Raw genomic sequence first — 23,929 nt, 5'->3', positions numbered from 1 at the left:
CGTCCCCGCGCCGCGGGCTCCGCCGAGGAGAGCAGGACGTGATGACCGACCCATCCGGGGCCGCCGAGACCGGAACCGACACGGCCGTGGCCGAGTTGGCCTCCGACACCGGGCTCGAGGTCCAGCGCTACCTGGCCACGATCCGGGAGGTCGCCGCCGGCCAGAGCGCCGACACCGCCCTGCCCGTCCTGTTGCTGGCCGCCTCACAGATGCAGCTGGCCGGCGCCCGGCTGGGGGCGATGGTCGACGTGGTGCCCCAGGAACGCTTCGAGCCCGACCCCGGACCCGACACCGACCTGGAGGCGGTGCGGACCGGGCTGCGCCAGATGCTCGGTGGGGTCGACGACTACGTCGACGTGGAGGACCCCGTGCTCTCCGGGGAGGTGGTGCCCGGGTCCCTCGCGGACGACCTGACGGCGGTCGCCGCCGACCTGGACTACGGCTGGAGCCACTTCACCGACGGGCGGATCCTGGAGGCCCTGTGGTGGTGGCAGTTCAGCTACCTGTCGGCCTGGGGCGAGCGGTGCGCCGCGGCCGTCCGGGTGCTGCACAGCCTGCTCTCCCACGTCCGGCTGGACGCCGACGAGGAGATGGTGATGGAGGCCGAGATGGCCGCGCTCCACGCCGAGTCCGATCCGCTCAACTCCTGAACCACCCACCGGGCGTGAACCACACCGGGGGGGGGGACCCGGCCCCGGCGGCCGCCGACGTCCGGCTCAGTCCGCCGCGGACTCTTGCTCGACCGGGTCGTCGTGAGCCCGGACCGCCAGGACGGCCCGGAGGAGCAGGCCCAGGGTGAGCACCAGGCCGAGGACCAACGCCCAGGTGGAGTCCGCGATGAAGATGCAGACCATGGCGACCAGGGTCGGCACCAGGTAGGTGAAGGCCTGCACGACGTAGCCGCCGAAGGAGGGCATCTTGACGCCCACGCTGTCGGCGACCGCCTTGACCATGAAGTTCGGGCCGTTGCCGATGTAGGTGATCGCCCCGCAGAACACCGCGCCGAGACTGATCGCGACCAGGTAGGGCTCGAAGACGCCGGCCACGGCCGGTTCCCCACCCAGCTCGCGGGCCATCTCGAAGAACGTGACGTAGGTCGGGGCGTTGTCGAGCATCGAGGACAGGCCGCCGGTGAAGATGAAGAAGGTGACCTCGTTCAACGGCAGGTTCGGGGCGATCTGGCCGAGGTACTTCAGGGCCGGGATCATCGTCAGGAAGATGCCGATGAACAGGGCCGCGACCTCCAGGATCGGGCCCCACTTGAAGTTGTTGTCCACGAACCGCGCGACCTTGTCGCCGGTCGTGAACGAGACCGTGGCCACGGTGAGCATGATGATCTCCCGGACCGGGATCCAGTCGAGGAAGGCCGCGTGCCCGGCCTCGATGTTGTGGATGTCGATCGACGGGGCGAAGGCGACCGCGGCGACGATGATCGCCAGGTAGATCAGGTTGACCCGGCCCTTGACGCCCAGCGGCGTGATCGAGGAGGTGTCGAGCGCGACGTCCTCCGGGCGCTCCTGGGCGTAGAACTTCTTGTCCAGGGCGTAGTAGGTGACCAGCAGGACCGCGTTGACGAACAGCCACATCGGCCACAGCCCGAAGGTCCAGGTGAACGGCACCCCGCGGAGGAACCCCAGGAACAGCGGTGGGTCACCCAGCGGGGTGAGCAGGCCACCACAGTTGGCCACGATGAAGATGCAGAACAGCACCGTGTGCGTGCGGAACTTCCGCTCGGCGTTGGTGTTCAGCAGCGGCCGGATCAGCAGCATCGCCGCGCCCGTGGTGCCGATGAACGAGGCGATCACCGCGCCGAAGCCCAGGAAGATGGTGTTGTTGCGGGGGTTGGCCTGGATGTCGCCCTTGAGGAAGATTCCCCCGGAGACCACGAACAGGGCGAGCAGCAGGCAGATGAACTGGACGTACTCGATCAGCGCGTGCACCACGGCCGAGCTGTCCCCGCCGATGATGAACCACAGGGCCACCGGGACCCCGAGCAGCAACGCGATGAGCAGCTGGACGCGCTGCTTCTCCCAGTAGTGGGAGGTCGCCTCGATCAGCGGGAGCACGGCGATGCACCCGAGCATGGTGACGAATGGCAAGATGCTCCACCACTGAACTTCCACGTCGACCCTCCATCGCGTCCTTCGGCAGCCACACGATAGTCCCGGGCCGCCCGGGGCGATACCCGGGCCGCGGCGCGCCGTCAGGTCGCGGCGGTGGGTGCGACGGGCGGGAGCTGCTCCAGCGCCCGCTGCAGGACCGCCGAGGCCCCGCCGTCCAGCGGGGCGACCGGGGGGCGGGGGAGCCCGACATCGAGCCCGGTCAACCGCAGCCCGTCCTTGACGGCGGCGACGAACGGCTGGGACAGCATGGCGTCGATCGCGGGGTAGAGGTCGCCCCAGATCCGGCGGGCCCGGTCGTGGTCCCCGTCCCGGACCGCGCGGTGCAGGGCGACCAGGTGTTCCGGGACCACGTTGGCCGTCCCGGCCAGGACGCCGGTGGCACCCTCGGCCAACGCGCTGTAGGCGTAGGCGTCCCACCCGATGAAGGTCCCGACCCGCGGGCCGAGGTGGTGGATCAGCTGGAGCCCGAACTCCCAGTTCGCGCTCGAGTCCTTGACGTACCGGATCGTGTCGACCTCCTCGGCCAGCGCGGCCACGGTCTCCAGGTCGAGCGCCACGCCGGTCGCGGCCGGGATGTTGTAGAGCATGACCGGCAGGTCGACCGCGGCACACACGTCCTTGAGATACGCCACCGTCTCGGCCACGGACAGCGGCTCGTAGTAGGGGGTCACCAGCATGAGGACGTCGGCGCCGGCCCGCTCGGCCGCCCGGGAGAGTTTGATGGCCTCCCGGGTCGAGGTGGCGCCGGTCTGGGCCACCACCGGGACCCGCCCGGCGGTCTGCTCGGTCACCAGTTCCACCAACCGGAGGCGCTCGTCGTGGTCCAGCGCGGCGAACTCGCCGGTGGAGCCGCCGGCCACCACCCCGCCGACCCCGGCGGAGACGGAGCGGTCGACGACCCGGGCCAGCAGGCCGGCGTCGATCTCCCCGGAGGAGTCGAAGGGCGTGGCGAGGGCGGTCAGGACGCCGCCGAGCGGGGTGGCCATCAGACGTGCTCCGCCACGGACCGGCGGTCCGCGACCGCGGCCACCTGGCGCTCGGAGGCCAGGGTGCTGCGGATCGCCTGGGCAGCGGTGTACGCGGACTCGATGGCGGTCTCGGTATACAGCGTGCCGAGGTAGTCGCCCGCCAGGTGGACCCGGGACCCGGCCCTGGTCAGCACCGGCTGCAGGGCCCCGCGCCCCGGGAAGCAGTAGGGCGCCCCGAGCTCCCAGCGCTGCACCCGCGCCTCCACGACGTCCTCCGAGAAGCCGGGCAGGAACCCGTCCAGGTCCCGCAGGTAGGTGGCGGTGATCTCCTCGTCAGTGCGTCCGATCAGCTGCCGGGCGAGCCCGGCGGGGGAGAAGGTCATCAGGCTGCCGCCGGGGTGCCGCTCGCGGCTCAGGCCGTGGACCACGTTGCCCATGTTCAGGGCGACGCTGAAGGACCGCTTGGGGGTCGCGATCCCGTAGGTGTCGTCCCACGGTTTGCGGGTGGTCTCGCCGGTCAGGAAGGCGGCGCTCACGTAGGAGCCGTAGGCGACCTTGGACAGGGCGTCCCGGACGTCCTCGGGCAGGTCCACCCCGATCCGGTGGCTGACCGGCGCGGGCGTGGCCAGCACGACCGTCCTGGCCCGCACCTGCTGCGACACCCCGTCGCGGGTGAACCGGACGACCACGTGGTCGGGGTGCTGGACGACCTCCTCGACCCGGGTCCGGGTCTGCACCCGGTCGCCCAGGGCCGCCGCGAGGGTCTCGGTGAGGGTGGACGGCCCGCCCAGGATGCTGCGGTTCAGTCCCTGGCCGATGTTCCACACCAGGTTGAAGTAGCCGATGCCGGCCCCCGCCGACAGCTCGTCGGGGTCCCCGGCCGAGCGGGAGACGGTCGGCCGGAACAGGGCCTCGGCGTCCTCGGGCAGCTCCCCGATGTAGTCCGCGAACGAGCGGTCGTTCTCGAAGTCGTAGATGCGCTGCTGGCGCGTCGCGCCCGTCTCGCCGGGTCGGAGCCGGGACGCCCGGGCATACCGCAGCACGTCGAGGCTGATCCGGGCCCCGGCTCTGAGCAGGGCGGCCCGCGAGGAGCCGGGCATCGGGATGCGGAACGGGTAGGTCGGGATCCACCCGGAGGTGATCAGGCGCCCGTTCATCGCCAGACCGCTCAGCGCACCGGGCACCTCGACCGTCCTGGTCCCGGTCTCGCGGAGCAGGGTGTCCGTCGACGAGCCGGCCCCGGCGAACACGTGACCGCCCCAGTTCATGAAGTACCGGCCGCGCGTCTCCGAGCGGATGCGGCCGCCGATCCGGGGACTCTCCTCGAGCAGCTCGATGTCCCAGAACCGCAGGCGCCACGCCGCGGTCAACCCGGCGAGCCCTCCGCCGACGATCACGGCGTCCCTCATGGCACCGGTCCCTTCTGTGGTCAGTGATGACGGCAAGAATAGGATGTGATCACAAATCACACAAGATGCGGCGCGACCGTCTCGGGCGGGGGATGGGGTGCGAGGGGGGTATGCCGTGGGCTCAGCCGGCGAAGGCCGTCCGGATCCGCTCGATGGCGGCGTCGATGGAGGCCGCGGTGACCTCGCCCGCCGCGTCGGCGTCGCCCGACGCCACGGCGTCGAGGAGTTGTCGCTGGTAGAGCGACAGGTTCTCCGGGTGACCGGCGGTGAGCTCCTGGGTAGCTCCCACGATCTTGTAGTTGCGGCAGCGCAGCCACAGCGCGGTGATCGTCTCGACCAGCACGGGGTTGCCCGATGCGCCGTACAGCAGGGTGAGCAGCGCCTCGTCGCGGTCGAGGTAGTCCACGGCCCGCTGCTCGGTGATGGCCAGCTCCAGGGCGGTGAACTCGGACTCGGCGGCCTCCAGCGTGGCCCCGTCGACGTGGGGGACCCCGGCGCGGGCCGCCTCTACCTCGAGCAGGCGGCGCACCCCGTAGATGTTCAGCAACTCCTCCCCGGTGAGCTGCTTGACGACCGCGCCGCGGTACGGGACGGCCTCCGCCAGCCCGATCTCCTCGAGCCGCCGGATGGCCTCCCTGACCGGCATCACGCTCGTGCCGAGCTCGTCGGCGAGGTCACGGATCCGGAGGCGGTAGCCCTCCGGAAGCTCACCGTTCACGATGGCTGTCCGCAGCGCTCGGAAGACTTGGTCACCGACACGTGCCGTGAGGTCGACCGTCAATCCCGCTGGTCGCACCTCGTCGTTACTCACCATCGTCTCCCTCGTCGCGCCCGATCGTCCCGGTGTCGCCATTCCTCTTGGCGCCTATGAGGGCATTCTCTCCTGCCACGTCATACGTGACGATCGCCCGGAGCTGGGGGCCTCGATGGGTACCGAAGTGATTCGGGCGTGGCTACCATGCTGTGGATGAGGCTCCGGAAGCCGGCGGGTCCGCAGAAAGTTGCGGCTCCTGGCGGTGCCTTGGAAACGGTTCCCTCCGCACGAGTTGGTGTGATGGGGGACCTGACCGCGTTGCAGCGTGCCGCCGGGAACCGTGCCTGCGTCGGCGCGCTGACACAGCGGGGGTGCCATGACGTCCTGCTTCCTAGCGGAATATGTACATCATGTACATATTGCCCCTCTGGTGTCGAATCAGGAACTGGTTCGCGAGCTGAAGCCCGACACATCCAGCGCTACCGGGACGCAGGACTGAAACGAAGGAGGGCCGAACCCACATCTCGTGGGTTCGGCCCTCCGCGATGTCCTGAGACATCACAGGGTCGGGGTGACAGGATTTGAACCTGCGACCTCTTCGTCCCGAACGAAGCGCGCTACCAAGCTGCGCCACACCCCGGTGGCTGGTGCCTTGCGGCACGCAGCGACGGCAAGAATAGCCCACGCTCCGCCCGCGCAACGAATCCGGGTGCCGCGCGCCCCGGTCACGGGGACGGTCCGCCCGCGGAGCGGGCCCGGACGGGCTATCGGCGGGCCTCGCGGAGGGTCAGCAACGAGGCCTCCGGGCGGCAGGCGAGACGGAACGGCGAGGTCGGGGCGGCACCGAGGCCGGCCGAGACGTGCAGGTAGGCCGCGCCCTCCGGGGGCATCGCCCGGGGCTTGGCACGGGCGGCCCCGGGCCACCACCGGGACAGCCCCTTGGCGCGGCTGGTGTCCAGGTCGCAGTTGGTCACCAGCGCCCCGTGGCCGGGGACGCAGACCTGGCCGCCGTGGGTGTGGCCGGCCAGCAGCAGCCGCGCCCCGTCGGCGGCCATCGGGTCCAGGATGCGCTGGTAGGGCGCGTGGGTGACGCCGATCATCAGGTCGGCGGCCGGGTCGGCCGGGCCGGCGATCGAGGCGTAGTCGTCGTACTCCAGGTGGGGGTCGTCCACGCCGACGAACTCGAGGTCCAGCCCGCCCACGGTCAACCGGGTCCGGGCGTTGTCCAGGTCCACCCAGCCCGCCGCCGTGAACCCGTCGACCAGGTCCTGCGTGGGCAGCCGATGGGGCGTGAGGTGCTCGCCCCGGGCGTGGCTGTCGTTGAAGTAGCGCAGCGGGTTCTTGTAGGTCGGCGGGAAGTAGTCGTTGGAGCCGAGGACGAAGACCCCGGGTATGCCGAGCAGGTCCCGGTAGGCGTCCAGGACCGCGGGCACCGCGTCGGGTCCCGCCAGGTTGTCCCCGGTGGTGACCACCAGGTCGGGCGCGAGGGCGGCCAGACCGCGGACCCAGTCGATCCGGTAGCGCTGGCTGGGGAGCAGGTGCAGGTCGGACAGGTGCAGGACCCGCAGCGGCCGGGAGCCGGCGGGCAGCACCGGCACGTCGAACCGGCGCAGCGCGAACGCCCGGGGCTCGACCAGCGTGCTCCAGCCGAGCACCCCCAGCCCGGCCCCGACCAGTGAACCGCCGACACGCCATACCGGATGCATAGGCGAAACGATGCCACAGGAATCTGCGCGGCCGTGCCGACCCCCGGTGAGAGGATGGGGCCATGACTGCACCCACGACCGGTCTCAAGGCCACCCTCCAGCACGACCTCCAGGAATCCATCAGGGCGCAGGACAAGGTGCGCTCGGCGACCCTGCGGATGGTGCTGACGGCGGTGTCCAACGCCGAGGTCTCCGGCACGCAGGCCCGGACCCTGTCCGACGACGAGGTCCTCGCGGTGCTCACCAAGGAGGGCAAGAAGCGTCGGGAGTCCGCGGCGGCCTTCGCCGACGCGGGACGGGAGGAGCTGGCCGCCCAGGAGAACGCCGAGCTGGCGATCCTGGAGGCCTACCTGCCGGCCCAGCTGGAGGACGCCGAGTTGGACCGGATGGCGACCGAGGCCGTGGCCGAGGTGGGCGCCACCGGGATGGCGCAGATGGGCCAGGTCATGAAGGTCTTGCAGCCCAGGGTCGCCGGGCAGGCCGAGGGCGGTCGCGTGGCCGCCGCGGTCAAGCGCGCCCTGCAGTAGGACCGGGTCGCACCGGCGGCGCGGGAGGCGTCAGCCCTCGGTGCCGTCGGCGGCGTCGACCCCGGTGTCGGCGGACTCGTCCGTCGCCCCGGGACCGAACCTGGGCTCGTCATCCTCCGGGGGATCCTCGTCCTCCGGCGGGTCCTCGTCCTCCGGCGGGTCGTCCTCGGGCGGGTCGTCGGCCGGTGGGGCGCTCGGGGGCGGGCTGCTGCGCGGCGGGGTGTAGCCACCGGACACGCTGAGCCGGATGGTCGTGCCGGCCTTGACGGTGCTGCCCGCACCCGGGCTGGTGGCCACGACGGTCCCGACCGGAGCACTGGAGGAGACCCGGACCTCCTGGGCGGCCAGGCCCTCCTTGCCGAGCTCGTAGATGGCCTCCTCGACGGTCATCCCCGTGACGTCGGGCACCGGCTTGTCCTCGCCGTACTGCATCTTCTGCGAGGGCTCGTCGAACTCCTCGATCTCCTCGCCGTCCAGCGCGCGGTCCATCAGCTGCTTCCACATCGGGGCCGCGAGCTTGGAGCCGTAGAGCCAGCCGTTGACCCGGTGGTCGCCCAGCGTCAGGTCCTTCAGGTCGCCGTCGTACTTCTCGTAGGGGGAGCCGATCCAGACCGCCGCCGACATGTTCGGGGTGAACCCGGCGAACCAGGTGTGCTTGCTCTCGTCGGCGGTGCCGGTCTTGCCCGCGGCCTCGCGGCCGTCGGCCAGCTGGGCCAGCGAGCCGGACCCGTTGGGGTCGATCACCTCGCTCATCAGGGCCGCGGTGCCGGCGGCGACGTCCGGGTCGATGACCTGCTCGCACTGGGTGTCCGCCAGCGGGATCTCGTCGCCGTTGGCGTCCTCGATCTTGAGCACCGGGATCGGCGGGCAGTAGAGGCCACCGGCGGCGATCGTGGCCAGGGAGCTGGCCACGGTCAGCGGGCTGGCGTTGTCCGCGCCCAGCACGAAGGTGGGCGGCACGCCGGCCTGGCCGGCGCCGTACTCGTCGCCGTCACCGGAGTTGAGCCCCATCGCGGCCATCGTGTCGCGGATGTCGCAGGTGCCGACCTGGGAGGCCAGCGTCGCGAAGGCGGTGTTCACCGACCAGCCGACCGCCTTGCGCAGGCTGATCTGTCGCTCGTGGTTGGCGTCCTCGGCGTTGCGCACGGCCCACTCGGGCTGGCCCAGGGTGCAGCCCTCCTGGAAGTCGTCGGGGGTGAAGATCGCCGCCGGGTGGGTGGTACCCACCGGGCGCGAGCCGGGCTCCTCCGGGTTGTTCCAGTTGCCGTTGGCGTCGACCTGGACGGCGCGGCGGACCGAGATGTTGCTCTCCATCGGGACGCCCTTCTCCAGGGCCTCGACGACCGTGTAGGCCTTGGCGACCGAGCCGATCTGGAAGCCCTCGCTGCCGCCGTAGGCGTAGTCGACGCTCCAGTTCACCGAGGTCTTGGAGATCCGGTCGCTGGACTCCTGGATGTCGTACTGCGAGCTCTGCCCGATGGCCAGCACGTGGCCGGTGCCGGGCTCGACGATGGCCGCCGCGGACGCGAGCCGGTAGTCGTTGCCGCGGGGGGTGAAGTCCTTGGTGGTGTTGCGCACGAACTTGGACAGCTCGTCGTCCAGGGTGGTGGTCACGGTGAGACCCCCCGTGGTCAGCAGCTGCTCCCGCTCCTCGCGGGTCGCCCCGAGCGCGTCGTTCTGCAGCAGCCACTCGGTGACGTAGTCGCAGAAGTAGGGGTGGGCCGAGCTCATGCAGGAGCGGCGGGTCTCGTGGACCTCCAACTCCAGCTCGGACTCGCGGGCCTCGCGCCAGGCCTTCTCCGAGATCAGCTCCTGCTCGTACATCTTGTCGAGCACGACGTTGCGCCGGGCCACCGCCGCCTCGGGGTTGTGCACCGGGTCGGTAACCCCGGGGGCCCGGACCACGCCGGCCAGGGTCGCCGCCTGCGGCAGGTTGAGGTTCTTGGCCTTCACCCCGAAGTAGTGCTGGGCGGCCGCCTCCACGCCGTAGGCGTTGTCACCGTAGAACGCCAGGTTCAGGTAGCCCTCGAGGATCTCGTCCTTGGACAGGCGCTGCTCCAGGGTCACCGCGTACTTCAGCTCGCGCAGCTTGCGGACGTAGCCCTCCATGCCGCTGCGCGCGGCCAGCTGCTGCAGGGCCTCGGAGTCCTCGTTGCGCCGCGCCTCCTCCTGCTGCATCAGCTTGACGTACTGCTGGGTCAGCGTGGACCCACCCTGGGTGGTGTCGGAGGTGGCGTTGGAGGCCAGCGCCCGCGCCAGGCCCTGGGGGTCCAGGCCGCCGTGGGAGTAGAACCGCTCGTCCTCGATGGCGACCTGGGCCATCTGCATCTCCTCGGAGATGTCGTCGAGGTCGACGATGATCCGGTTCTCCTGGGCGGGGTTGGAGATCAGCTTGCCGTCGGCAGTCTGGATGCGGGACCGCTGGGCCAGCGGCTGGCGCTCCAGGTCGCCGGGCAGCTGCTCGAACATGCCCACGCCCTCCCGGGCGGCCGTCCCGGTCGCCCCCACGACGGGCAGCAGCAGACCGGCGCCGATCAGACCCATCAGGATGGCGATCGCCACGAACGCCCCCAGGAGGGAGGTGACCTTGGCGAGGGCTGTGGCGAGACGCATGGATACCAGCGTAACGGGTGGACCCTGGGAATCAGGTCTGTGCGAGCGGCGCCGACCCGTCCGTCCCGGGCCCTCCGGCGAGGGCGGAGCCGACCAGGCGGAGCCCGTCCAGGTCGGCGATGTCCGCGGCCGCGGCCGGCACCTGGACGGCCGGCAGGCGGGGGTGGCCGGCGGTGAAGCCCTGGATCAGCTGCCGTTGCCGGGCGGCCACCTCGGCCCGGTCCGCGTGGGTGCGCAACAGGGCGGCCGTATGCCGGGGAGCCCACGCCGGTCCCTCGCCGGCGTCGTGGGTGGGCCCTCCCTCGGCCGCCGGGTCGGCCTCGTCCAGCGCCTCCGCCGCGGCCGTGGCGCGGGCCGAGGACAGCGGCGCCGCGGCGACGGTGACCCGGTTCAGCACCAGGCCGGCCAACGGCATCCGGTCGGTGGCCAGCCGCTGCACGAAGTAGCCGGCCTCCCGCAGCGCGTCCCGCTCCGGCGTCGCGACCACGACGAACCGGGTGGCGTCGTCCTGCAGCAGCGCATAGGTGGTGTCGGCCCGGGCCCGGAAGCCCCCGAAGACGGTGTCCATCGCCAGCACGAAGGTCTGCACGTCGCGCAGCAACTCCCGGCCCAGCAGCCGGCCCAGCGTGGCGTTGACCACGGACATCCCGGTGCCGAAGAGCTTCAGCGAGGCCCGGCCACCGACCCGTGCCGGGGCGGTGAGCAGCCGGATGAAGCGGCCATCCAGGAAGGAGCCGAGCCGGGCCGGGGCGTCCAGGAAGTCGAGGGCGGAGCGCGACGGCGGGGTGTCGACGACGATGAGGTCCCACCGGCCCTCGGCCTCCGCCTGGGCGCGCAGCTGCCCGAGCCGCTCCATCGCCATGTACTCCTGGGTGCCGGCGAAGGATGAGGAGACGGCCTGGTAGACCGGGTTGTCGAGGATCTCCTGGGCCGCCTCCGGCGAGGCGTGGGTGAGCACCACCTCGTCGAAGGTGCGCTTCATGTCGAGCATCATCGCGTCCAGCGAGCCGCCCGCGCTGGTGTCCACCCCGGCGACCGGGCGGGGGGTGTTGTCCAGCTCGACCAGACCCAGCGACTGGGCCAGCCGCCGGGCCGGGTCGATGGTGAGCACCACCACCCGCCTGCCGTGCTCGGCCGCCCGCAGCGCCAGCGCCGCCGCCGTCGTGGTCTTGCCGACCCCGCCGGAGCCGCAACAGACCACGACCTGGACCGCGGGATCGGCCAGCACGGCGCCCAGGTCGAGCCCGGGCGCCCCGGTGGTGCCGCTCACGGCGCCACCCCCTGGTCGCGCAGCGCCCACGCCAGGCGCAGCACCGCGTCCGGACCGATGCCCTCGGGCAGGTGGGGCAGCGACAGCACCGGACGCCCCATCGCCTCGACCTCGGTGTGCAGGGCCTGCTCCAGCTCCCACCGGTCCAGCGCCTCCCGGCCGGTCTGCAGCAGCCCGCGCACCGTCGCCGGACCCGGACGGATCCCGACCGAGGCCAGCTGGTCGGTGAGCACCTCGGGATCCGGCTGCCCGTCCTCGCGCAGCAGCGCCAGCGGGGCGGCGGCCTCGGTCGCCCGCACCTGGTTGACGATGACGGCTCCGGGGTGCAGCCCGGTCCCGGTGAGCTCGGTGAGGGCGTCCGCGGTCTCCTGGACCGGCATCTGCTCCAACAGGGTCACCAGGTGGACGGCGGTGGCGGGGGAGTGCAGCAGCTCGCTGATGCTGTCGGCCTGGGCCCGGATCGGCCCGACCCGGGCCAGGTCCGCCAGGTGCTCGGTGACGTTGAGGAACCGGCCGACCCGGCCCGTCGGCGGCGCGTCCAGCACGATCGCGTCGTACTCGTGCGGATCCGCGGACCCCGCCGCGCCCGGACGGGTGTGCCTGCCGCCGCGGGTCCGCCGGCTGGCCTCGTAGATCTTGCCGCCGAGCAGCACGTCCCGCACGCCGGGGGCGATGGTCGTCGCGAAGTCGATCGCGCCCATCTTGCGCAGCAGGTCCCCGGCCCGGCCGAGCTTGTAGAACAGCCGGAGGTACTCGACCAGGGCGGTGCCGGCCTGCGCCGACAGGCCGATCACCTCGCCGCCGTCCAGCCCGGCGGTGACCGGCTGCTCCAGGTCACCGAGCGGCGCGACGTCCAGCACCTGGCTGATCCCCTGCCGCTCCTCGACCTCGCAGAGCAGCGCGCGCTGTCCCGCCCCGGCCAGGGCCAGCGCCAGCGCCGCGGCGACGGTCGTCTTGCCGGTCCCGCCCTTGCCCGTCACCACGTGCAGCCGGGGTCGCCCGCTCCCGCCGTGCCAGGACGCCGCGTCGTCCGCCCTCACCACGCCGCGACCTGCTCGGTCAGCACGGCGTATGCCGGACGGAGCGGGTCGATCAGCCCGAAGTGCTCGCAGTCGGGCAGCTCCACCAACCGGTCCGTCCCGGGTCGGCCGACGCGGTCCATCCACGACCGGGAGACCCCGACCGGCACCCGGTCGTCGTCCGCCCCGTGGACCAACCGGACCGGCACGGGAGGCGCGCCGAGCGCGACCGGGTCCGCCTCGGCATACCGGTCCGGCAGGTCGTCCGGCTCCCCGCCGAGCAGGGCCTGCGCCGCCCGGTCCCCGAGGCCCAGCTCGGCCGTCATCCGCAGGTCCAGGCAGCCGGCCAGGGACACCACCCCGGTCACGCCCCGGGGGTGGTGGTGCGCCAGCAGGACGGCGAGGTGGCCACCCGCGGAGTGGCCCACGAGCAGCATCTCGCGCACCATCTGCCCGGTATGCAGCGCCGCCAGCCCCGCGCGCACGTCCTCGAAGGTGGTGGGCCAGCCCCCGCCCTGGGCGCCGGTCCCGCGGTACTCCAGCAGCGCCACCTGGTGACCGTCCCGGGCCAGCGCCGCCGCCAGCGGCCGCAGGTGGGTGCGGTCGTACCCGCTGCGCCAGAAACCCCCGTGCACGAGGACCAGCCAGCGTCCCGGGTCGCCCGCCGTGCCACCGGGGTCGGAGGCGGCCGCGTACACCTCGTAGACCTCGTGGGCACCCGGGCCGAACGCGACGGAGCGGTCCGGGTCGGGGGCGGGTCGGGTCAGCACCTCGCGGGGGTCATCGGCCACAGTCCCAGTGTCTACGCCCTGGCCGGGTCCGGGGCAAGCCCGGGGCCGGATCGGCCGTTGGTACGGTCAGCCCATGGCACCGTCGCCGGATCACTTCGCCCCGCCCGAACACGTCGTCGTCGTGGGAGCCGGCATCGTCGGCCTCTCCACGGCCTGGTTCCTCCAGCAACAGGGGGTGCGCGTCACCGTCCTGGAGCGATCGGCGGTGGCCGCCGGCTCCTCGTGGGGCAACGCCGGCTGGCTGACCCCGGGCATGGCGATCCCGCTGGCCGAGCCCTCCGTGCTCCGCTACGGGATCAAGGCGGTCCTCGACCCCGCCGCTCCCCTGCACGTCCCGATCACCCCCGACCCCGGCCTGTGGAGCTTCCTGCTCCGGTTCGCCGCCCGGTGCACCATGCCGCAGTGGCGCCGCACGATGGCCGCGCTGGTCCCGCTCAACCGGATGGCGCTGGACGCCTACGACGAGATCGAGGCGGACCCGGGGTTGTCGGCGCGCAGCACCTCCGGGCCGTTCATCGCCGCGTTCCGGGAGCACGAGCACGCCGACGGACTGCTCACCGAGTTCGAGCACATCCGCGAGGCGGGCCTGCAGATCGAGCACGCCGAGATCGACCTGGCGGCGATGCGGGAGGCGGCCCCCGTCATCACCCCGTCCGTGCGGCGGGCCATCCGGATCGACGGTCAGCGCTTCCTGGACCCCGGGCGGTATGTCGCGGCGCTGGGTGAGGCGGTCCGCGCCAGGGGCGCCGACCTGCGCGAGGGCGCGGAGGTGCGCGGCCTGCGGCACGGCCCTGGCGGGGTCGCGGTCGACGTCGTCGGGGCACCCCCCGTCCTGGCGGACGCCGTCGTCCTGGCCACCGGCGCCTGGTTGCCGCAGCTGGCCCGGCAGTACGGCGTGCGCACCACGCTGCGCCCCGGCCGCGGCTACTCCTTCTCCGTGCCGCAGCCGCTCGTGGACGGCCAGGAGCAGGTGCAGACCCCGGTCTACTTCCCGCACGAGCGGGTCATCTGCACGCCCCTGGCGGAACGGGTCCGGGTCGGCGGGACGATGGAGTTCCGGGGCGCCGACGAGCCGCTGGACCCCCAGCGGATCGCCTCGATCGTGGCCAGCGCCCGTCCGTTGCTCACCGGGCTCGACCTGGACTCGCGGCAGGACGAGTGGGTCGGCTCCCGACCGGTCACGGTGGACGGGTTGCCCCTCGTCGGGGCCACCCGGTTGCCGGGCGTCTGGGTGCACGGCGGCCACGGCATGTGGGGCATGTGCCAGGGCCCGGCCACCGCGAAACTGCTGGTCGAGCAGATGACGACCGGCGTGCGGCCGGAGGCCCTCGGGCCGCTGTCACCCACCCGGTAAGACCCGCGCGGGACACCGGGGGCGTATGGTGCCCGCATGCCTAAGTGGGAGTACGCAACGGTGCCGCTGATCGTCCACGCGACCAAGCAGATCCTCGACCAGTGGGGCGAGGACGGCTGGGAGCTCGTCCAGGTGGTCCCCGGACCCGACGGGACGAGCCTGGTCGCCTACCTGAAGAGGGAGAAGGGATGAGCAGCGGATCCGCGGTCGAGCAGCGGCTGGCCGAGCTGGGGTTCTCCGTCCCTGAGGTGGTCCCGCCCGTCGCGGCCTACGTGCCGGCGATCCAGGAGGGCGACCTCGTCTTCTCCTCCGGACAGCTCCCGTTCGTCGACGGTGACCTGCCGGCCACCGGCAAGGTCGGCGACGGCCCCGGCCTTGTGCCGGCCGACCAGGCCAAGCAGCTGGCCGGCCTGTGCGCGCTCAACGCGATCGCCGCGGTGAAGTCGGTCGTGGGCGACCTGGACCGGGTGACCCGGGTGGTGAAGGTCGTCGGCTTCGTCGCCAGCGACCCGTCGTTCACCGGGCAGCCGGGCGTGATCAACGGCGCCAGCGAGCTGCTCGGGCAGGCGTTCGGCGAGGCGGGGACGCACGCGCGCTCCGCGGTCGGCGTGGCGGTCCTGCCGATGGACACCCCCGTCGAGGTCGAGATCACCGTCTCCGTCCGTTCCTGACCGACCCCGGCCGACCATGACGACCGACGGGCCGGACGCGCCCTACCGCGACTTCCTGATGCCGGAGAACCTCGTGGGCCACGCCCGCGCCTGGCTGGAGGACTCCTCGGGCGAGCCCGTCGTGCCCAAGCCGTCGGCGACGGTGATGCTGCTGCGGGACACCGGCCAGACCGCCGCGGCGCTGGAGGTCTTCGTGCTGCGTCGCACCAGCACGATGCCGTTCGCCCCGGGCGCCGTGGTCTTCCCCGGCGGCGGGGTCGATGCCCGCGACGCCGACCCCGGGGTCCCGTGGGCGGGACCGACGGCGCAGGAGTGGGCCAGCACGCTGCATACCGACGAGGTGGCCGCCCGGGAGCTGGTCATCGCCGCCGCGCGCGAGGTCTTCGAGGAGTGCGGCGTGCTGCTCGCCGGCCCCGACCAGGACTCGGTCGTGGCCGACCTCACCGACCCGGCCTGGGACCGCGAGCGGGACGAGCTGCTGGCCCGGGAGCAGTCCTTCGGGGAACTGCTCATCCGGCGCCGGCTCGTGCTGCGCAGCGACCTGCTGCAGGCCCGGGCGCACTGGATCACGCCCGAGGCGGAGCCGCGGCGCTACACCACCCGGTTCTTCGCCGCCCGGATGCCCGAGGGGCAGCGCGCCGACGACCGGACCAGCGAGGCCGTGCGGGCGGACTGGGTGACGCCCCAGCAGGCGCTGGCCGACTTCGCGGCCGGCAGGGAGCGGATGCTGCCACCGACCGTGCAGATGCTCGAGCACCTGACGGCGGCCCCCTCTGTGGAGGCGCTCCTGGCGACCCCCGTCCCGCTCTGGCCCGTCATGCCCTGGCCCGTCGAGCACAGCGACCAGATGTGGATGCGGGCGCCGATCGACGCGGCGGGACACGGCATACGACCCCGCACCACCTGACCGAGGAGCAGCCATGATCGACGTCACCGGCGGCGACGCCCCCTGGACCGGCGGCCCCCTGGGCGACCGGGTCTGGTGCCAGGTCTGCCCGAACCCCGGGCCGATGACCCTGGACGGGACCAACACCTGGATCCTGTCCAACCCCGGCTCGGCCGAGGCCGTGGTGATCGACGCCGGCCCCCTGGACGAGGGGCACCTGGAGTCCGTCCTGGCCCGGGTCACGGCCCGCGGCCAACGGGTCGGGCTGGCCCTGCTGACGCACTGGCACGACGACCACACCGGCTCGGCCGAGCGGTTCGCCGAGCTCACCGGGGCACCGGTGCGCGGTGCCGGTCGCGGCGAGCCGTTCACCGACGGCGAGGAGGTCGGGGTGGACGGGATCGGGCTCCGGGCCCTGCTGACCCCCGGCCACACCCGCGATTCGGTGAGCTTCCTGCTGCCGACCGAGGGCGTGCTGTTCACCGGCGACATGGTCCTGGGCCGCGGCACGACCGTCGTCAACCATCCCGACGGTTCGATCGAGGCCTACCTGGGGAGCACCCGGCGGATGCACGGGCTCGCGTCCGACGGGTCGGTGGGCACCATCGCGCCGGGCCACGGCCCGGTCGTCGCCGAGGCGGAGCAGTGGCTGCGCTACTACCTGGACCACCGGCAGGAGCGGCTGCAGCAGGTGGGCGACGCGGTGGCCGCGCTGCGGGCCGAGGGCGCCGCGCCGGCCCCGCGTGCCGAGGGCACGGGGGAGGAGCCGGATCTCGCGGACCTGGTCGTGCAGACGGTGTATGCCGATGTGCCGCGCACGGTGTGGCCGGCCGCCCGCAACAGCGTGCTGGCGCAGCTGGACTACCTGGGTCTGTCCTGACCCTGACCCTGACCCGCTGACTCAGCGGGAGCGGCGCCGCAACCGGTCCAGGTCGATCAGCGTCACCGACTTGGCGCCCAGCACCAGCCACCCGCGCCCGGCGAAGTCGGCCAGGGCCTTGTTGACGGTCTCCCGGGAGGCACCGACCAGTTGGGCCAGCTCCTCCTGGGTGAGCCCGTGGTCCACCTGGACGCCCTGCTCGCTGCGCTGGCCAAACCTGCGGGAGAGGTCCAGCAGGGCCTTGGCGACGCGGCCGGGCACGTCGGTGAACACCAGGTCGGAGATGCCCTCGTTGGTGCGGCGCAGCCGGTGCGCCATGCCCGCCAGCATCTGCATCGAGACCTCGGGGTGGGCGGTGAGGAACTCGGTGAGGTCCTGGTGGCCGAGCGAGATCAGCTTGGTGTCCGCCACGGCGATGGCGCTGCTCAGCCGGGGACCCGGGTCGAACAGGCTCAGCTCGCCGAACATCTCGCCGGGGCCGAGCACCGACATCAGGCTCTCCCGGCCGTCGCCGCTGGTGCGGGCGAGCTTCACCTTGCCGGTGAGGATGATGTAGAGCGAGTCGCCCGGGTCGCCCTCGTTGAACACCGTCTCGCTCCGGTGGAGCTGGGTGCGCTGCATCGACTCCATGAGCCGCTGTGCAGAGGTCTCATCAAGTGCGGCGAACAACGGTGTCTTCATCACATGGTGGTGGTCCACGCTGGCCAGTCTGCCACTGTTGCGCTGGTCAGGGCAGGGTGGGAGCACTGTCGGCCAGCGTGTCTAGGGTTTGGGGGTGACTCCCGATACCGCAACACCGACCGGCGAGACCCCCCTCGCCCTCACCCGGCGGGCCCGTCGCATGGCCAAGATCCTCGCCGGACGCTACCCCGACGCGCACTGCGAGCTGGACTTCCAGGACCCCTACCAGCTGCTGGTCGCCACCGTCCTGTCCGCGCAGACCACGGACGTGCGCGTCAACTCGATCACGCCCACCCTGTTCGCCCGGTTCCCCGACGCCACGGCCCTGGCGGGGGCGGACCGCACCGAGCTCGAGACGATCGTCCAGCCGACCGGCTTCTTCCGCGCCAAGTCCGACTCGCTGCTGAAGCTGGGCGCCGCGCTGGTGGAGCGCTACGACGGGCAGGTCCCGGGCCGCCTCAAGGACCTGGTGACGTTGCCCGGCGTGGGGCGCAAGACCGCCAACGTCGTGCTCGGCAACGCCTTCGGGGTGCCCGGGATCACGGTGGACACCCACTTCGGGCGGCTGGTGCGGCGCTTCGGCTGGACCGCGGAGGAGGACCCGGTCAAGGTCGAGCACGCGGTCGGGGCGCTGTTCCCGCGCAAGGAGTGGACCCAGCTGTCCCACACCCTGATCTTCCACGGCCGCCGCACCTGCCACGCCCGCCGCCCGGCCTGTGGGGCGTGTCCGGTGGCCCGGCTGTGCCCGAGCTACGGGACCGGGGTGACCGACCCGGAGAAGGCCGCAGCACTGGTCAAGACGGGACCCCCACGATGAGTGCCGACACCCGGCCGCCCGGCCACGAGGGGATGCCCGACTGGCTGGCCGAGTTGCCCGAGCGTGCCGCACGGGTGCCGGAGCACGAGTTCAGCCGGTTCCTGGCGCACGAGCACAGCGACGCCAAGGAATCGGCCGTGCTGATCCTGTTCGGCCCCGGGCCCAGTGCCGGCCCCGGCCACGGCGCCCCCGGTGCCCCAGGTGCGGGGCCGGAGGGTGTCGAGCTGGTGGTCACCGAGCGGGCCCACACGATGCGCTCGCACGCCGGCCAGGCGGCCTTCCCGGGCGGACGTCGCGAGCCGCAGGACCGCGACCTCATCGCCACCGCGCTCCGGGAGGCGGAGGAAGAGATCGGGTTGGTCCCGGCGTCGGTCGAAGTGGTCACCACCCTGCCGGTGCTGCACCTGCCGGTGAGCGACCACGACGTGCTGCCCGTCGTCGGGTGGTGGCGTGAGCCGGGGCCGGTCGGGGTGCGCGACCCGGCCGAGGTGGAGCGGGTCGTCCAGGTCGGCCTGCCGCACCTGCTGGACCCGGCCCACCGGTTCTCGGTGCGGCACCCGAGCGGCTACGTCGGGCCGGCCTTCGACGCCCACGGGTTGGTGGTGTGGGGGTTCACCGCCGGGCTGCTCGACGCCACCCTGCGGTTGGCCGGTCTCGACATGCCCTGGGACCCCTCGGTCTACCGCGAGCTGCCCTGAGCGGCTGTCTCAGGCGGCCGGCTTGGAACCGGGCTTCGCGGCCGGCTTGGCACCCGGCTTGGGGGAGGGCTTGACCGCCGCGACGGTGAGCTGGGCGTTGTCGATGGCCCGCTTGGGCTTGCCCTCGACCTTCTTCACGTTGCGCAGGCCGATGAAGCCGAGGATGGCGGCGATGAGGAACAGCACGCCCGCGACGATCAGGTGCCCGGCCCACTCGGGCAGTCCGGCGGCGACCAGGCCCCACGCCCCGGCCAGCAGCGCGACCCCGAAACCGTACGCGGCGAGCACGCCGGCGCCGACGAAGAATCCGGCGCCCTTGCCGGCGTTGGTCACGTCGGCCTTGATCTCGGCCGTGGCCAGCTCGATCTCGTTGCGGACGACGGCCGACACGTCGGCGGTGGCGTCGGAGACGAGCTGTCCCAGGGTGCGGTCGGGAGTCTGGTTCCCAGTCGTAGACATAGGGGCGACTGTAGCGAACCGCCGTCTCGTTCGCCGACTCGAGGCAGGGTGGGACGTGGTCAGCGTGGTGTGTGGCCCGAACGACCCCCGGACATGACAGTGCCCACCCGGCACCCCCTGTTTGTGCCGGGTGGGCACTGCTTCGACTTCACCGGTCCCGTGACAGCCGGTGCGGGCCTGCGTCCGAGGGAGAGGTACACGGCCGCACTGTCGATGACCCCTAGTCTGCCGGTCGTTAGCTCGTCCGCACTCCCCCTTTGATTAAGAGTTTGGCAAAGACTTCACCAGTGGTCGGAAGGTGCTCGCGGAAGGCCCGGGAGCGGGCGCTCCCGGGCCTTCCGTCACCGCTCCTGGCGGTCAGTCAGGGATCACTCCTGGGACGCCGGGCTGCCGGAGGAGATGCCGTCCTTGATGAGGTCCATGACGCTGCTGTCGGCCAGCGTCGTGACGTCGCCGACCTCCCGCTTCTCGGCCACGTCGCGCAGCAGCCGGCGCATGATCTTGCCCGAGCGCGTCTTGGGCAGCTCGGGGACGATCATGATCTGCCGCGGGCGGGCGATCGGCCCGATCTCCTTGGCGACGTGGCTGCGGAGCTCGGCGACCAGCTCGGCACCCTCGCCCTCCTCGTCGGCCTCCTCGACCGCGTCGCCGCGCAGGATGACGAAGGCCACCACGGCCTGCCCGGTCATCGTGTCGGTGGCGCCCACCACGGCCGCCTCGGCGACCTTGGGGTGGGAGACCAGTGCGGACTCGATCTCGGTGGTGGACAGGCGGTGGCCGGACACGTTCATCACGTCGTCGACCCGGCCCAGCACCCAGATGTTGCCCTCGGAGTCCTTCTTGGCACCGTCCCCGGCGAAGTAGACGTCCGGGAACCTCGACCAGTAGGTCTCGGCATACCGCTCCGGGTCGCCCCAGATGCCGCGGAGCATGGACGGCCACGGCTCGCGGATCACCAGGTAGCCGCCGTGCCCGTCGGGGACCGAGTTGCCGGCCTCGTCGACGACGTCGACGCTGATCCCGGGGATGGCCAGCTGGGCCGAGCCGGGACGCGTGGCGGTGACGCCCGGCAACGGGCTGACCATGATCGCGCCGGTCTCGGTCTGCCACCAGGTGTCCACGATCGGGCAGCGGTCGCCCCCGATGACGCGGCGGTACCACATCCACGCCTCCGGGTTGATCGGCTCACCCACCGACCCGAGCAGGCGCAGCGAGCTCAGGTCGAACTTCGCGGGGATGTCCGAACCCCACTTCATGCACGCGCGGATCGCGGTCGGTGCCGTGTAGAAGATCGTGACGCCGTAGTCCTGCACGATCTCCCACCAGCGGCCCTGGTGCGGGGTGTCCGGGGTGCCCTCGTACATCACCTGGGTGGCGCCCAGCGACATCGGCCCGTACACCGAGTAGCTGTGCCCGGTGACCCAGCCGATGTCGGCGGTGCACCAGTAGACGTCGGTCTCCGGGTGGATGTCGAGCACCGTCGAGCAGGTGAACGCGGACTGGGTCAGGTAGCCACCGGTGGTGTGGAAGATCCCCTTGGGCTTCCCGGTCGTGCCGGAGGTGTAGAGGATGAACAGCGGGTGCTCGGAGTCGAAGTAGTCGGGCGTGTGCGTGGGCTCGGCCGCCTCCAGAGCGTCGTGCCACCAGAGGTCCCGCCCCTCGTCCCACTCGACCTCGGTCTCGGTGCGCCGCACGACGAGGACCTTCTCGACCGTGGTCTCGCCCTCGAGCGCGGCGTCCACGGCCGGCTTGAGCGCGGAGGGCTTGCCCTTGCGGTAGCCACCGTCGGCGGTGATCACCACCTTCGCCTCGGCGTCGGCGATGCGGGTGCGGAGCGCGTCGGAGGAGAAGCCACCGAAGACCACGGAGTGCGGGGCGCCCAGCCGAGCGCAGGCCAGCATCGCGACCGCGGCCTCGGGGATCATCGGCAGGTAGATCGCGACCCGGTCCCCGGTGCCGACGCCCAGCGCCGCCAGCGCGTTCGCCGCGCGCTGCACCTGCTCGTGCAGGTCGGCATACGTCAACGTCCTGGTGTCGCCCGGCTCACCCACGAAGTTGATCGCCACCCGGTCGCCGAGCCCCGCCTCGATGTGCCGGTCCAGGCAGTTCACCGACGCGTTCAGCCGGCCACCGACGAACCAGCTGGCGACCGGCGCCTGCGACCAGTCGAGGGTCTGCGTGAAGTCGGTCTCCCAGGTGAGCAACGACCGCGCCTGGTCGGCCCAGAACCCCTCCCGGTCCTCGGCGGCGGCGTCATACATCGCCTGCGTGCCGTTGGCCTGCGCTGCGAACTCGTCGCTGGGCGGGAACGTGCGGTCCTCCGCCAGCAGATTGGACAGGGTCTCCTCGGCCACAATGCCTCCTCGATCAGGGGTGGTTTCCTCCAGCCAACACTGCCACTGGGTGTTGGGCAAGCGTCGCCCGCCCCGGATCGACGAGCGGGGCGGACGAGGCTGCGGGCGGCAGGATCCGCGGCTACCAGCGGTGCGCCACGTCGATGACCAGCCGTGCTCCCGACCCCGGGCCGTCGAGCACCAGCACCCGAAAGGGCAGCCGGGCCCGTACCCCGAGCCCGAAGGTCGTCGATCCCTCGAAGCTGCCGGCCATCGCCACCTGGCGGAAGGTGTCGTAGCTGCCGACCGCGACCAGGTGCATCGGGTCCGCGGGCTGGTAGGTCGCCTTCCCCGAGCCGTCGTAGGCGGGCGCCCGGAGCTCGATCTGCAGGTCGGCCCCGCCGTTGAGGGAGAGTTTCGTGCCCGAGCCGGGGCGGCGCACCGCGTCGACGTAGCGGACGTCGTAGCTCAGCGACTCCGGGACGTGGGCGACGTCGACGACGAGCCGGTCGTAGCAGGCGTGGCGTCCGGACCGGACGTTGGCCACCGTGCCCGTGGTGTAGCTCACCGCGTTGTGCCTGGCCAACGACCCCCACACGATCCCGCAGTAGCTGGCGGGGGTGAAGGTGCCGGACCGCGCGCCGGCCACCGCGCCGTTGGCGTATGCCGTGGGCTGGGGCTGCGCGCTGTTCGCCGCAGGGATGCTGGCCGGGACCGCCACGCCCAGTGCCAGTGCCGCGATCAGGGCCGACCAGTGCCGGCGTCGGTTCGTGCTCATGGTGTCCTCCTTGCTCGGGGCGGTGCCCCTGCCGTGCGGCGCGGGTGGCGTCACACCTGGTGAGACGTCGCAGCCGCCGGGCCGGTTGGGCATCCGTGGCCACCGGGGGACCGGGCGGTGCATAGGGTGAGCCGGTGAGCACGGGTCAGGAGTCGGTCGCGGGACAGCTGGGCGCACTGCTCGAGCTACCCGGGGTGGGGGAGTCCGTCGACCGGGCCCGCGCCGCCTGCACCGAACTGCGCTGGCACCAGGCGCTGCGGCGTCGGATCCCCGAGGCGGCCGCGGAGTCCCGCGTGCGGGGGGCTGCCGCCTCCGCGCTGCTGGAGGGGGCCGAGGTGGCCGGTTCGCAGGGGAGCCTGGCCGTGCTGCGGGACATCATGCGCGGCGCGGGGACCTGGCCCGACACCCTCGGGCCGGTTGAGCGCACCGCCAAGGCGGTCGTCCAGGCGACCGCGGCGACCGAGTTCGTCGACGCCGTCGCGCTGCGCTCGCCGGCGCAGGTGCTGGCCCGGCTGCACGTCGCGGCCGGTGCGGACCTGCTGCCCGCCGAGCAGGTCGGGCGCCCCCGGGTGCCGGGGGAGGACTGCCGCGAGATGGCCGAGCTCGGACCGGCGCCGGATGCCGGCGAGGTGGCGGACCGGATGGGGCAGGTCGCAATGCTGCTGCGGGCGCTGGACTCCGGGGCGTCCAGCCTGCTCGTCGCCGCCCTGGTCCACGCCGAGATCGTCACCGTCCGACCGTTCGTGCGGGGCAACTTCATCGTGGCCCGTGCCCTGGAGCGGGCGGTCGTGCGGGCCGGTGGGCTGGACCCCACGGGGGTGGCCGTCGTCGAGGCCGGCCACAGCGCCAAGGCGGGCGCGGACTACCGGGGTGCGCTCACGGCATACGGGCAGGGCGGCGTCGACGGGGTCCGGCTCTGGTTGCAGCACTGCGCCGAGGGGATCGAGACGGCCTGTGCGGAGGGGACCCGGATCGCGGACGCGGTGCTGGCCGGACGCATCACGACCGGTGCCCCACCGGCCTCTGTCGGCCGTCCCGGCGCGGACGGTCGAGGTCTTCCCAAGAGTCTCCGGGAGGAGTAGAAATGATCCGGAGGAGAGCGCGATGGCGATCGCCTCGGCGGTGACCGTCCGAGCACCCACGCGCGGGCAGTCCACTGGTTGGACCGGTCGAGACCGGGGCTTGCCCCGAG

General features: G+C 72.5%; 23 protein-coding genes and 1 tRNA gene. 10 read left to right on the top strand and 14 right to left on the bottom strand.

Annotated features, from left to right (window positions below; genetic code table 11):
* Nucleotides 1-41 precede the first annotated feature (41 nt).
* Nucleotides 42-650, top strand: coding sequence for a DUF5063 domain-containing protein (locus tag FB467_RS17270; protein WP_141786193.1), 609 nt, complete (start codon nucleotides 42-44; stop codon nucleotides 648-650).
* Nucleotides 651-716: 66 nt separating this feature from the next.
* On the opposite strand, the gene FB467_RS17265 is transcribed toward FB467_RS17270, so the two are convergent.
* The 6 genes from FB467_RS17265 to FB467_RS17240 all read right to left on the bottom strand — a co-directional run bounded on the left by FB467_RS17265 (nucleotide 717) and on the right by FB467_RS17240 (nucleotide 6,960).
* The gene (locus FB467_RS17265; protein WP_244932753.1) at nucleotides 717-2,099 is read right to left on the bottom strand and encodes a sodium:proton antiporter; all 1,383 of its coding nucleotides are present in this window, start codon (nucleotides 2,097-2,099) and stop codon (nucleotides 717-719) included.
* A 104-nt stretch (nucleotides 2,100-2,203) separates the two neighbouring features.
* On the bottom strand, nucleotides 2,204-3,109 hold the full coding sequence (locus FB467_RS17260; RefSeq protein WP_141786191.1) for a dihydrodipicolinate synthase family protein: 906 nt from the start codon (nucleotides 3,107-3,109) through the stop codon (nucleotides 2,204-2,206).
* Nucleotides 3,109-4,500, bottom strand: coding sequence for a protoporphyrinogen/coproporphyrinogen oxidase (locus tag FB467_RS17255; RefSeq protein ID WP_141786190.1), 1,392 nt, complete (start codon nucleotides 4,498-4,500; stop codon nucleotides 3,109-3,111). Before FB467_RS17255 ends, FB467_RS17260 begins: the two co-directional genes overlap by 1 nt.
* Before the next feature lie 121 nt (nucleotides 4,501-4,621).
* Nucleotides 4,622-5,314 (bottom strand): GntR family transcriptional regulator, encoded by a 693-nt coding sequence (locus FB467_RS17250; RefSeq protein ID WP_141786189.1) that lies wholly within the window; start codon nucleotides 5,312-5,314, stop codon nucleotides 4,622-4,624.
* 506 nt (nucleotides 5,315-5,820) lie between these two features.
* Nucleotides 5,821-5,894 (bottom strand) — tRNA-Pro (locus FB467_RS17245).
* 124 nt (nucleotides 5,895-6,018) lie between these two features.
* Nucleotides 6,019-6,960: a metallophosphoesterase gene (locus FB467_RS17240; protein ID WP_141786188.1), complete on the bottom strand. Its 942-nt coding sequence runs from the start codon at nucleotides 6,958-6,960 to the stop codon at nucleotides 6,019-6,021.
* 62 nt (nucleotides 6,961-7,022) lie between these two features.
* On the opposite strand from FB467_RS17240, the gene FB467_RS17235 reads away from it, so the two are divergent.
* Entirely contained in the window at nucleotides 7,023-7,487 is a 465-nt protein-coding gene (locus FB467_RS17235; protein ID WP_141786187.1) for a GatB/YqeY domain-containing protein, read from the top strand.
* Nucleotides 7,488-7,517: 30 nt separating this feature from the next.
* Here FB467_RS17235 and FB467_RS17230 read toward each other — a convergent pair whose 3' ends face one another.
* From FB467_RS17230 to FB467_RS17215, 4 genes are read right to left on the bottom strand one after another with little or no spacing between them, the layout of a single operon-like run.
* Nucleotides 7,518-10,100, bottom strand: coding sequence for a penicillin-binding protein (locus FB467_RS17230; protein WP_141786186.1), 2,583 nt, complete (start codon nucleotides 10,098-10,100; stop codon nucleotides 7,518-7,520).
* 31 nt (nucleotides 10,101-10,131) lie between these two features.
* Nucleotides 10,132-11,370, bottom strand: a complete 1,239-nt coding sequence (gene bagB / locus FB467_RS17225) for an ArsA family ATPase (protein ID WP_211350636.1) — start codon at nucleotides 11,368-11,370, stop codon at nucleotides 10,132-10,134.
* Nucleotides 11,367-12,413, bottom strand: coding sequence for an ArsA-related P-loop ATPase (locus FB467_RS17220; protein ID WP_228393473.1), 1,047 nt, complete (start codon nucleotides 12,411-12,413; stop codon nucleotides 11,367-11,369). Before FB467_RS17220 ends, bagB begins: the two co-directional genes overlap by 4 nt.
* Entirely contained in the window at nucleotides 12,407-13,180 is a 774-nt protein-coding gene (locus tag FB467_RS17215; protein ID WP_141786184.1) for an alpha/beta hydrolase family protein, read from the bottom strand. Before FB467_RS17215 ends, FB467_RS17220 begins: the two co-directional genes overlap by 7 nt.
* Nucleotides 13,181-13,253: 73 nt before the next feature.
* On the opposite strand from FB467_RS17215, the gene FB467_RS17210 reads away from it, so the two are divergent.
* Genes FB467_RS17210 through FB467_RS17190 form a run of 5 tightly spaced genes read left to right on the top strand, consistent with a single transcriptional unit; the run spans nucleotide 13,254 to nucleotide 16,971 of the window.
* On the top strand, nucleotides 13,254-14,534 hold the full coding sequence (locus tag FB467_RS17210) for an NAD(P)/FAD-dependent oxidoreductase (RefSeq protein WP_141786183.1): 1,281 nt from the start codon (nucleotides 13,254-13,256) through the stop codon (nucleotides 14,532-14,534).
* Nucleotides 14,535-14,570: 36 nt separating this feature from the next.
* Nucleotides 14,571-14,726 carry a Sp36 family protein gene (gene sp36 / locus FB467_RS17205; RefSeq protein ID WP_141786182.1) on the top strand — a complete coding sequence of 52 codons (156 nt, stop codon included), beginning with the start codon at nucleotides 14,571-14,573 and terminating at the stop codon, nucleotides 14,724-14,726.
* Nucleotides 14,723-15,205, top strand: coding sequence for a RidA family protein (locus FB467_RS17200; protein ID WP_141786181.1), 483 nt, complete (start codon nucleotides 14,723-14,725; stop codon nucleotides 15,203-15,205). The genes sp36 and FB467_RS17200 overlap by 4 nt, the downstream gene beginning before the upstream one ends.
* A 16-nt stretch (nucleotides 15,206-15,221) precedes the next feature.
* Nucleotides 15,222-16,112, top strand: a complete 891-nt coding sequence (locus FB467_RS17195) for an NUDIX hydrolase (protein ID WP_211350635.1) — start codon at nucleotides 15,222-15,224, stop codon at nucleotides 16,110-16,112.
* 13 nt (nucleotides 16,113-16,125) lie between these two features.
* Nucleotides 16,126-16,971, top strand: a complete 846-nt coding sequence (locus FB467_RS17190) for an MBL fold metallo-hydrolase (protein WP_141786180.1) — start codon at nucleotides 16,126-16,128, stop codon at nucleotides 16,969-16,971.
* A gap of 21 nt (nucleotides 16,972-16,992) precedes the next feature.
* On the opposite strand, the gene FB467_RS17185 is transcribed toward FB467_RS17190, so the two are convergent.
* The gene (locus tag FB467_RS17185) at nucleotides 16,993-17,670 is read right to left on the bottom strand and encodes a Crp/Fnr family transcriptional regulator (RefSeq protein ID WP_228393472.1); all 678 of its coding nucleotides are present in this window, start codon (nucleotides 17,668-17,670) and stop codon (nucleotides 16,993-16,995) included.
* Nucleotides 17,671-17,812: 142 nt separating this feature from the next.
* Here FB467_RS17185 and nth point away from each other — a divergent pair, with 142 nt between their 5' ends.
* Together nth and FB467_RS17175 are read left to right on the top strand one after the other, a co-directional pair.
* Nucleotides 17,813-18,469 carry an endonuclease III gene (gene nth / locus FB467_RS17180; protein ID WP_141786755.1) on the top strand — a complete coding sequence of 219 codons (657 nt, stop codon included), beginning with the start codon at nucleotides 17,813-17,815 and terminating at the stop codon, nucleotides 18,467-18,469.
* Nucleotides 18,466-19,167, top strand: a complete 702-nt coding sequence (locus tag FB467_RS17175) for an NUDIX hydrolase (protein ID WP_228393471.1) — start codon at nucleotides 18,466-18,468, stop codon at nucleotides 19,165-19,167. The genes nth and FB467_RS17175 overlap by 4 nt, the downstream gene beginning before the upstream one ends.
* 9 nt (nucleotides 19,168-19,176) lie before the next feature.
* On the opposite strand, the gene FB467_RS17170 is transcribed toward FB467_RS17175, so the two are convergent.
* The 3 genes from FB467_RS17170 to FB467_RS17160 form a co-directional block, all read right to left on the bottom strand.
* A complete protein-coding gene (locus FB467_RS17170) occupies nucleotides 19,177-19,626 on the bottom strand; it encodes a phage holin family protein (RefSeq protein WP_141786179.1) in 450 nt (149 codons plus the stop codon).
* 368 nt (nucleotides 19,627-19,994) lie between these two features.
* Nucleotides 19,995-21,980 carry an acetate--CoA ligase gene (gene acs / locus FB467_RS17165; RefSeq protein ID WP_141786178.1) on the bottom strand — a complete coding sequence of 662 codons (1,986 nt, stop codon included), beginning with the start codon at nucleotides 21,978-21,980 and terminating at the stop codon, nucleotides 19,995-19,997.
* 121 nt (nucleotides 21,981-22,101) lie between these two features.
* Nucleotides 22,102-22,737 carry an AMIN-like domain-containing (lipo)protein gene (locus FB467_RS17160; RefSeq protein WP_141786177.1) on the bottom strand — a complete coding sequence of 212 codons (636 nt, stop codon included), beginning with the start codon at nucleotides 22,735-22,737 and terminating at the stop codon, nucleotides 22,102-22,104.
* A 134-nt stretch (nucleotides 22,738-22,871) separates the two neighbouring features.
* Here FB467_RS17160 and FB467_RS17155 point away from each other — a divergent pair, with 134 nt between their 5' ends.
* Nucleotides 22,872-23,819, top strand: coding sequence for a Fic family protein (locus tag FB467_RS17155; protein WP_211350634.1), 948 nt, complete (start codon nucleotides 22,872-22,874; stop codon nucleotides 23,817-23,819).
* Nucleotides 23,820-23,929: the final 110 nt, after the last annotated feature.

This window comes from Ornithinicoccus hortensis, from assembly GCF_006716185.1.
GTDB lineage: Bacteria > Actinomycetota > Actinomycetes > Actinomycetales > Dermatophilaceae > Ornithinicoccus > Ornithinicoccus hortensis.
Note: the sequence above shows the minus strand (reverse complement) of the source record. Positions and strands in the feature narration are given on the sequence as shown.

What these genes read in the sequence shown, in the direction of transcription:
- FB467_RS17250 (WP_141786189.1), bottom strand. Translation starts at nt 5,314, where the DNA reads ATGGTGAGTAACGACGAGGTGCGACCAGCGGGATTGACGGTCGACCTC.
- FB467_RS17260 (WP_141786191.1), bottom strand. Translation starts at nt 3,109, where the DNA reads ATGGCCACCCCGCTCGGCGGCGTCCTGACCGCCCTCGCCACGCCCTTC.
- FB467_RS17160 (WP_141786177.1), bottom strand. Translation starts at nt 22,737, where the DNA reads ATGAGCACGAACCGACGCCGGCACTGGTCGGCCCTGATCGCGGCACTG.
- FB467_RS17270 (WP_141786193.1), top strand. Translation starts at nt 42, where the DNA reads ATGACCGACCCATCCGGGGCCGCCGAGACCGGAACCGACACGGCCGTG.
- FB467_RS17190 (WP_141786180.1), top strand. Translation starts at nt 16,126, where the DNA reads ATGATCGACGTCACCGGCGGCGACGCCCCCTGGACCGGCGGCCCCCTG.
- nth (WP_141786755.1), top strand. Translation starts at nt 17,813, where the DNA reads ATGGCCAAGATCCTCGCCGGACGCTACCCCGACGCGCACTGCGAGCTG.
- FB467_RS17170 (WP_141786179.1), bottom strand. Translation starts at nt 19,626, where the DNA reads ATGTCTACGACTGGGAACCAGACTCCCGACCGCACCCTGGGACAGCTC.
- FB467_RS17175 (WP_228393471.1), top strand. Translation starts at nt 18,466, where the DNA reads ATGAGTGCCGACACCCGGCCGCCCGGCCACGAGGGGATGCCCGACTGG.
- FB467_RS17235 (WP_141786187.1), top strand. Translation starts at nt 7,023, where the DNA reads ATGACTGCACCCACGACCGGTCTCAAGGCCACCCTCCAGCACGACCTC.
- sp36 (WP_141786182.1), top strand. Translation starts at nt 14,571, where the DNA reads ATGCCTAAGTGGGAGTACGCAACGGTGCCGCTGATCGTCCACGCGACC.
- FB467_RS17200 (WP_141786181.1), top strand. Translation starts at nt 14,723, where the DNA reads ATGAGCAGCGGATCCGCGGTCGAGCAGCGGCTGGCCGAGCTGGGGTTC.
- FB467_RS17210 (WP_141786183.1), top strand. Translation starts at nt 13,254, where the DNA reads ATGGCACCGTCGCCGGATCACTTCGCCCCGCCCGAACACGTCGTCGTC.
- FB467_RS17240 (WP_141786188.1), bottom strand. Translation starts at nt 6,960, where the DNA reads ATGCATCCGGTATGGCGTGTCGGCGGTTCACTGGTCGGGGCCGGGCTG.
- FB467_RS17195 (WP_211350635.1), top strand. Translation starts at nt 15,222, where the DNA reads ATGACGACCGACGGGCCGGACGCGCCCTACCGCGACTTCCTGATGCCG.
- FB467_RS17230 (WP_141786186.1), bottom strand. Translation starts at nt 10,100, where the DNA reads ATGCGTCTCGCCACAGCCCTCGCCAAGGTCACCTCCCTCCTGGGGGCG.
- FB467_RS17255 (WP_141786190.1), bottom strand. Translation starts at nt 4,500, where the DNA reads ATGAGGGACGCCGTGATCGTCGGCGGAGGGCTCGCCGGGTTGACCGCG.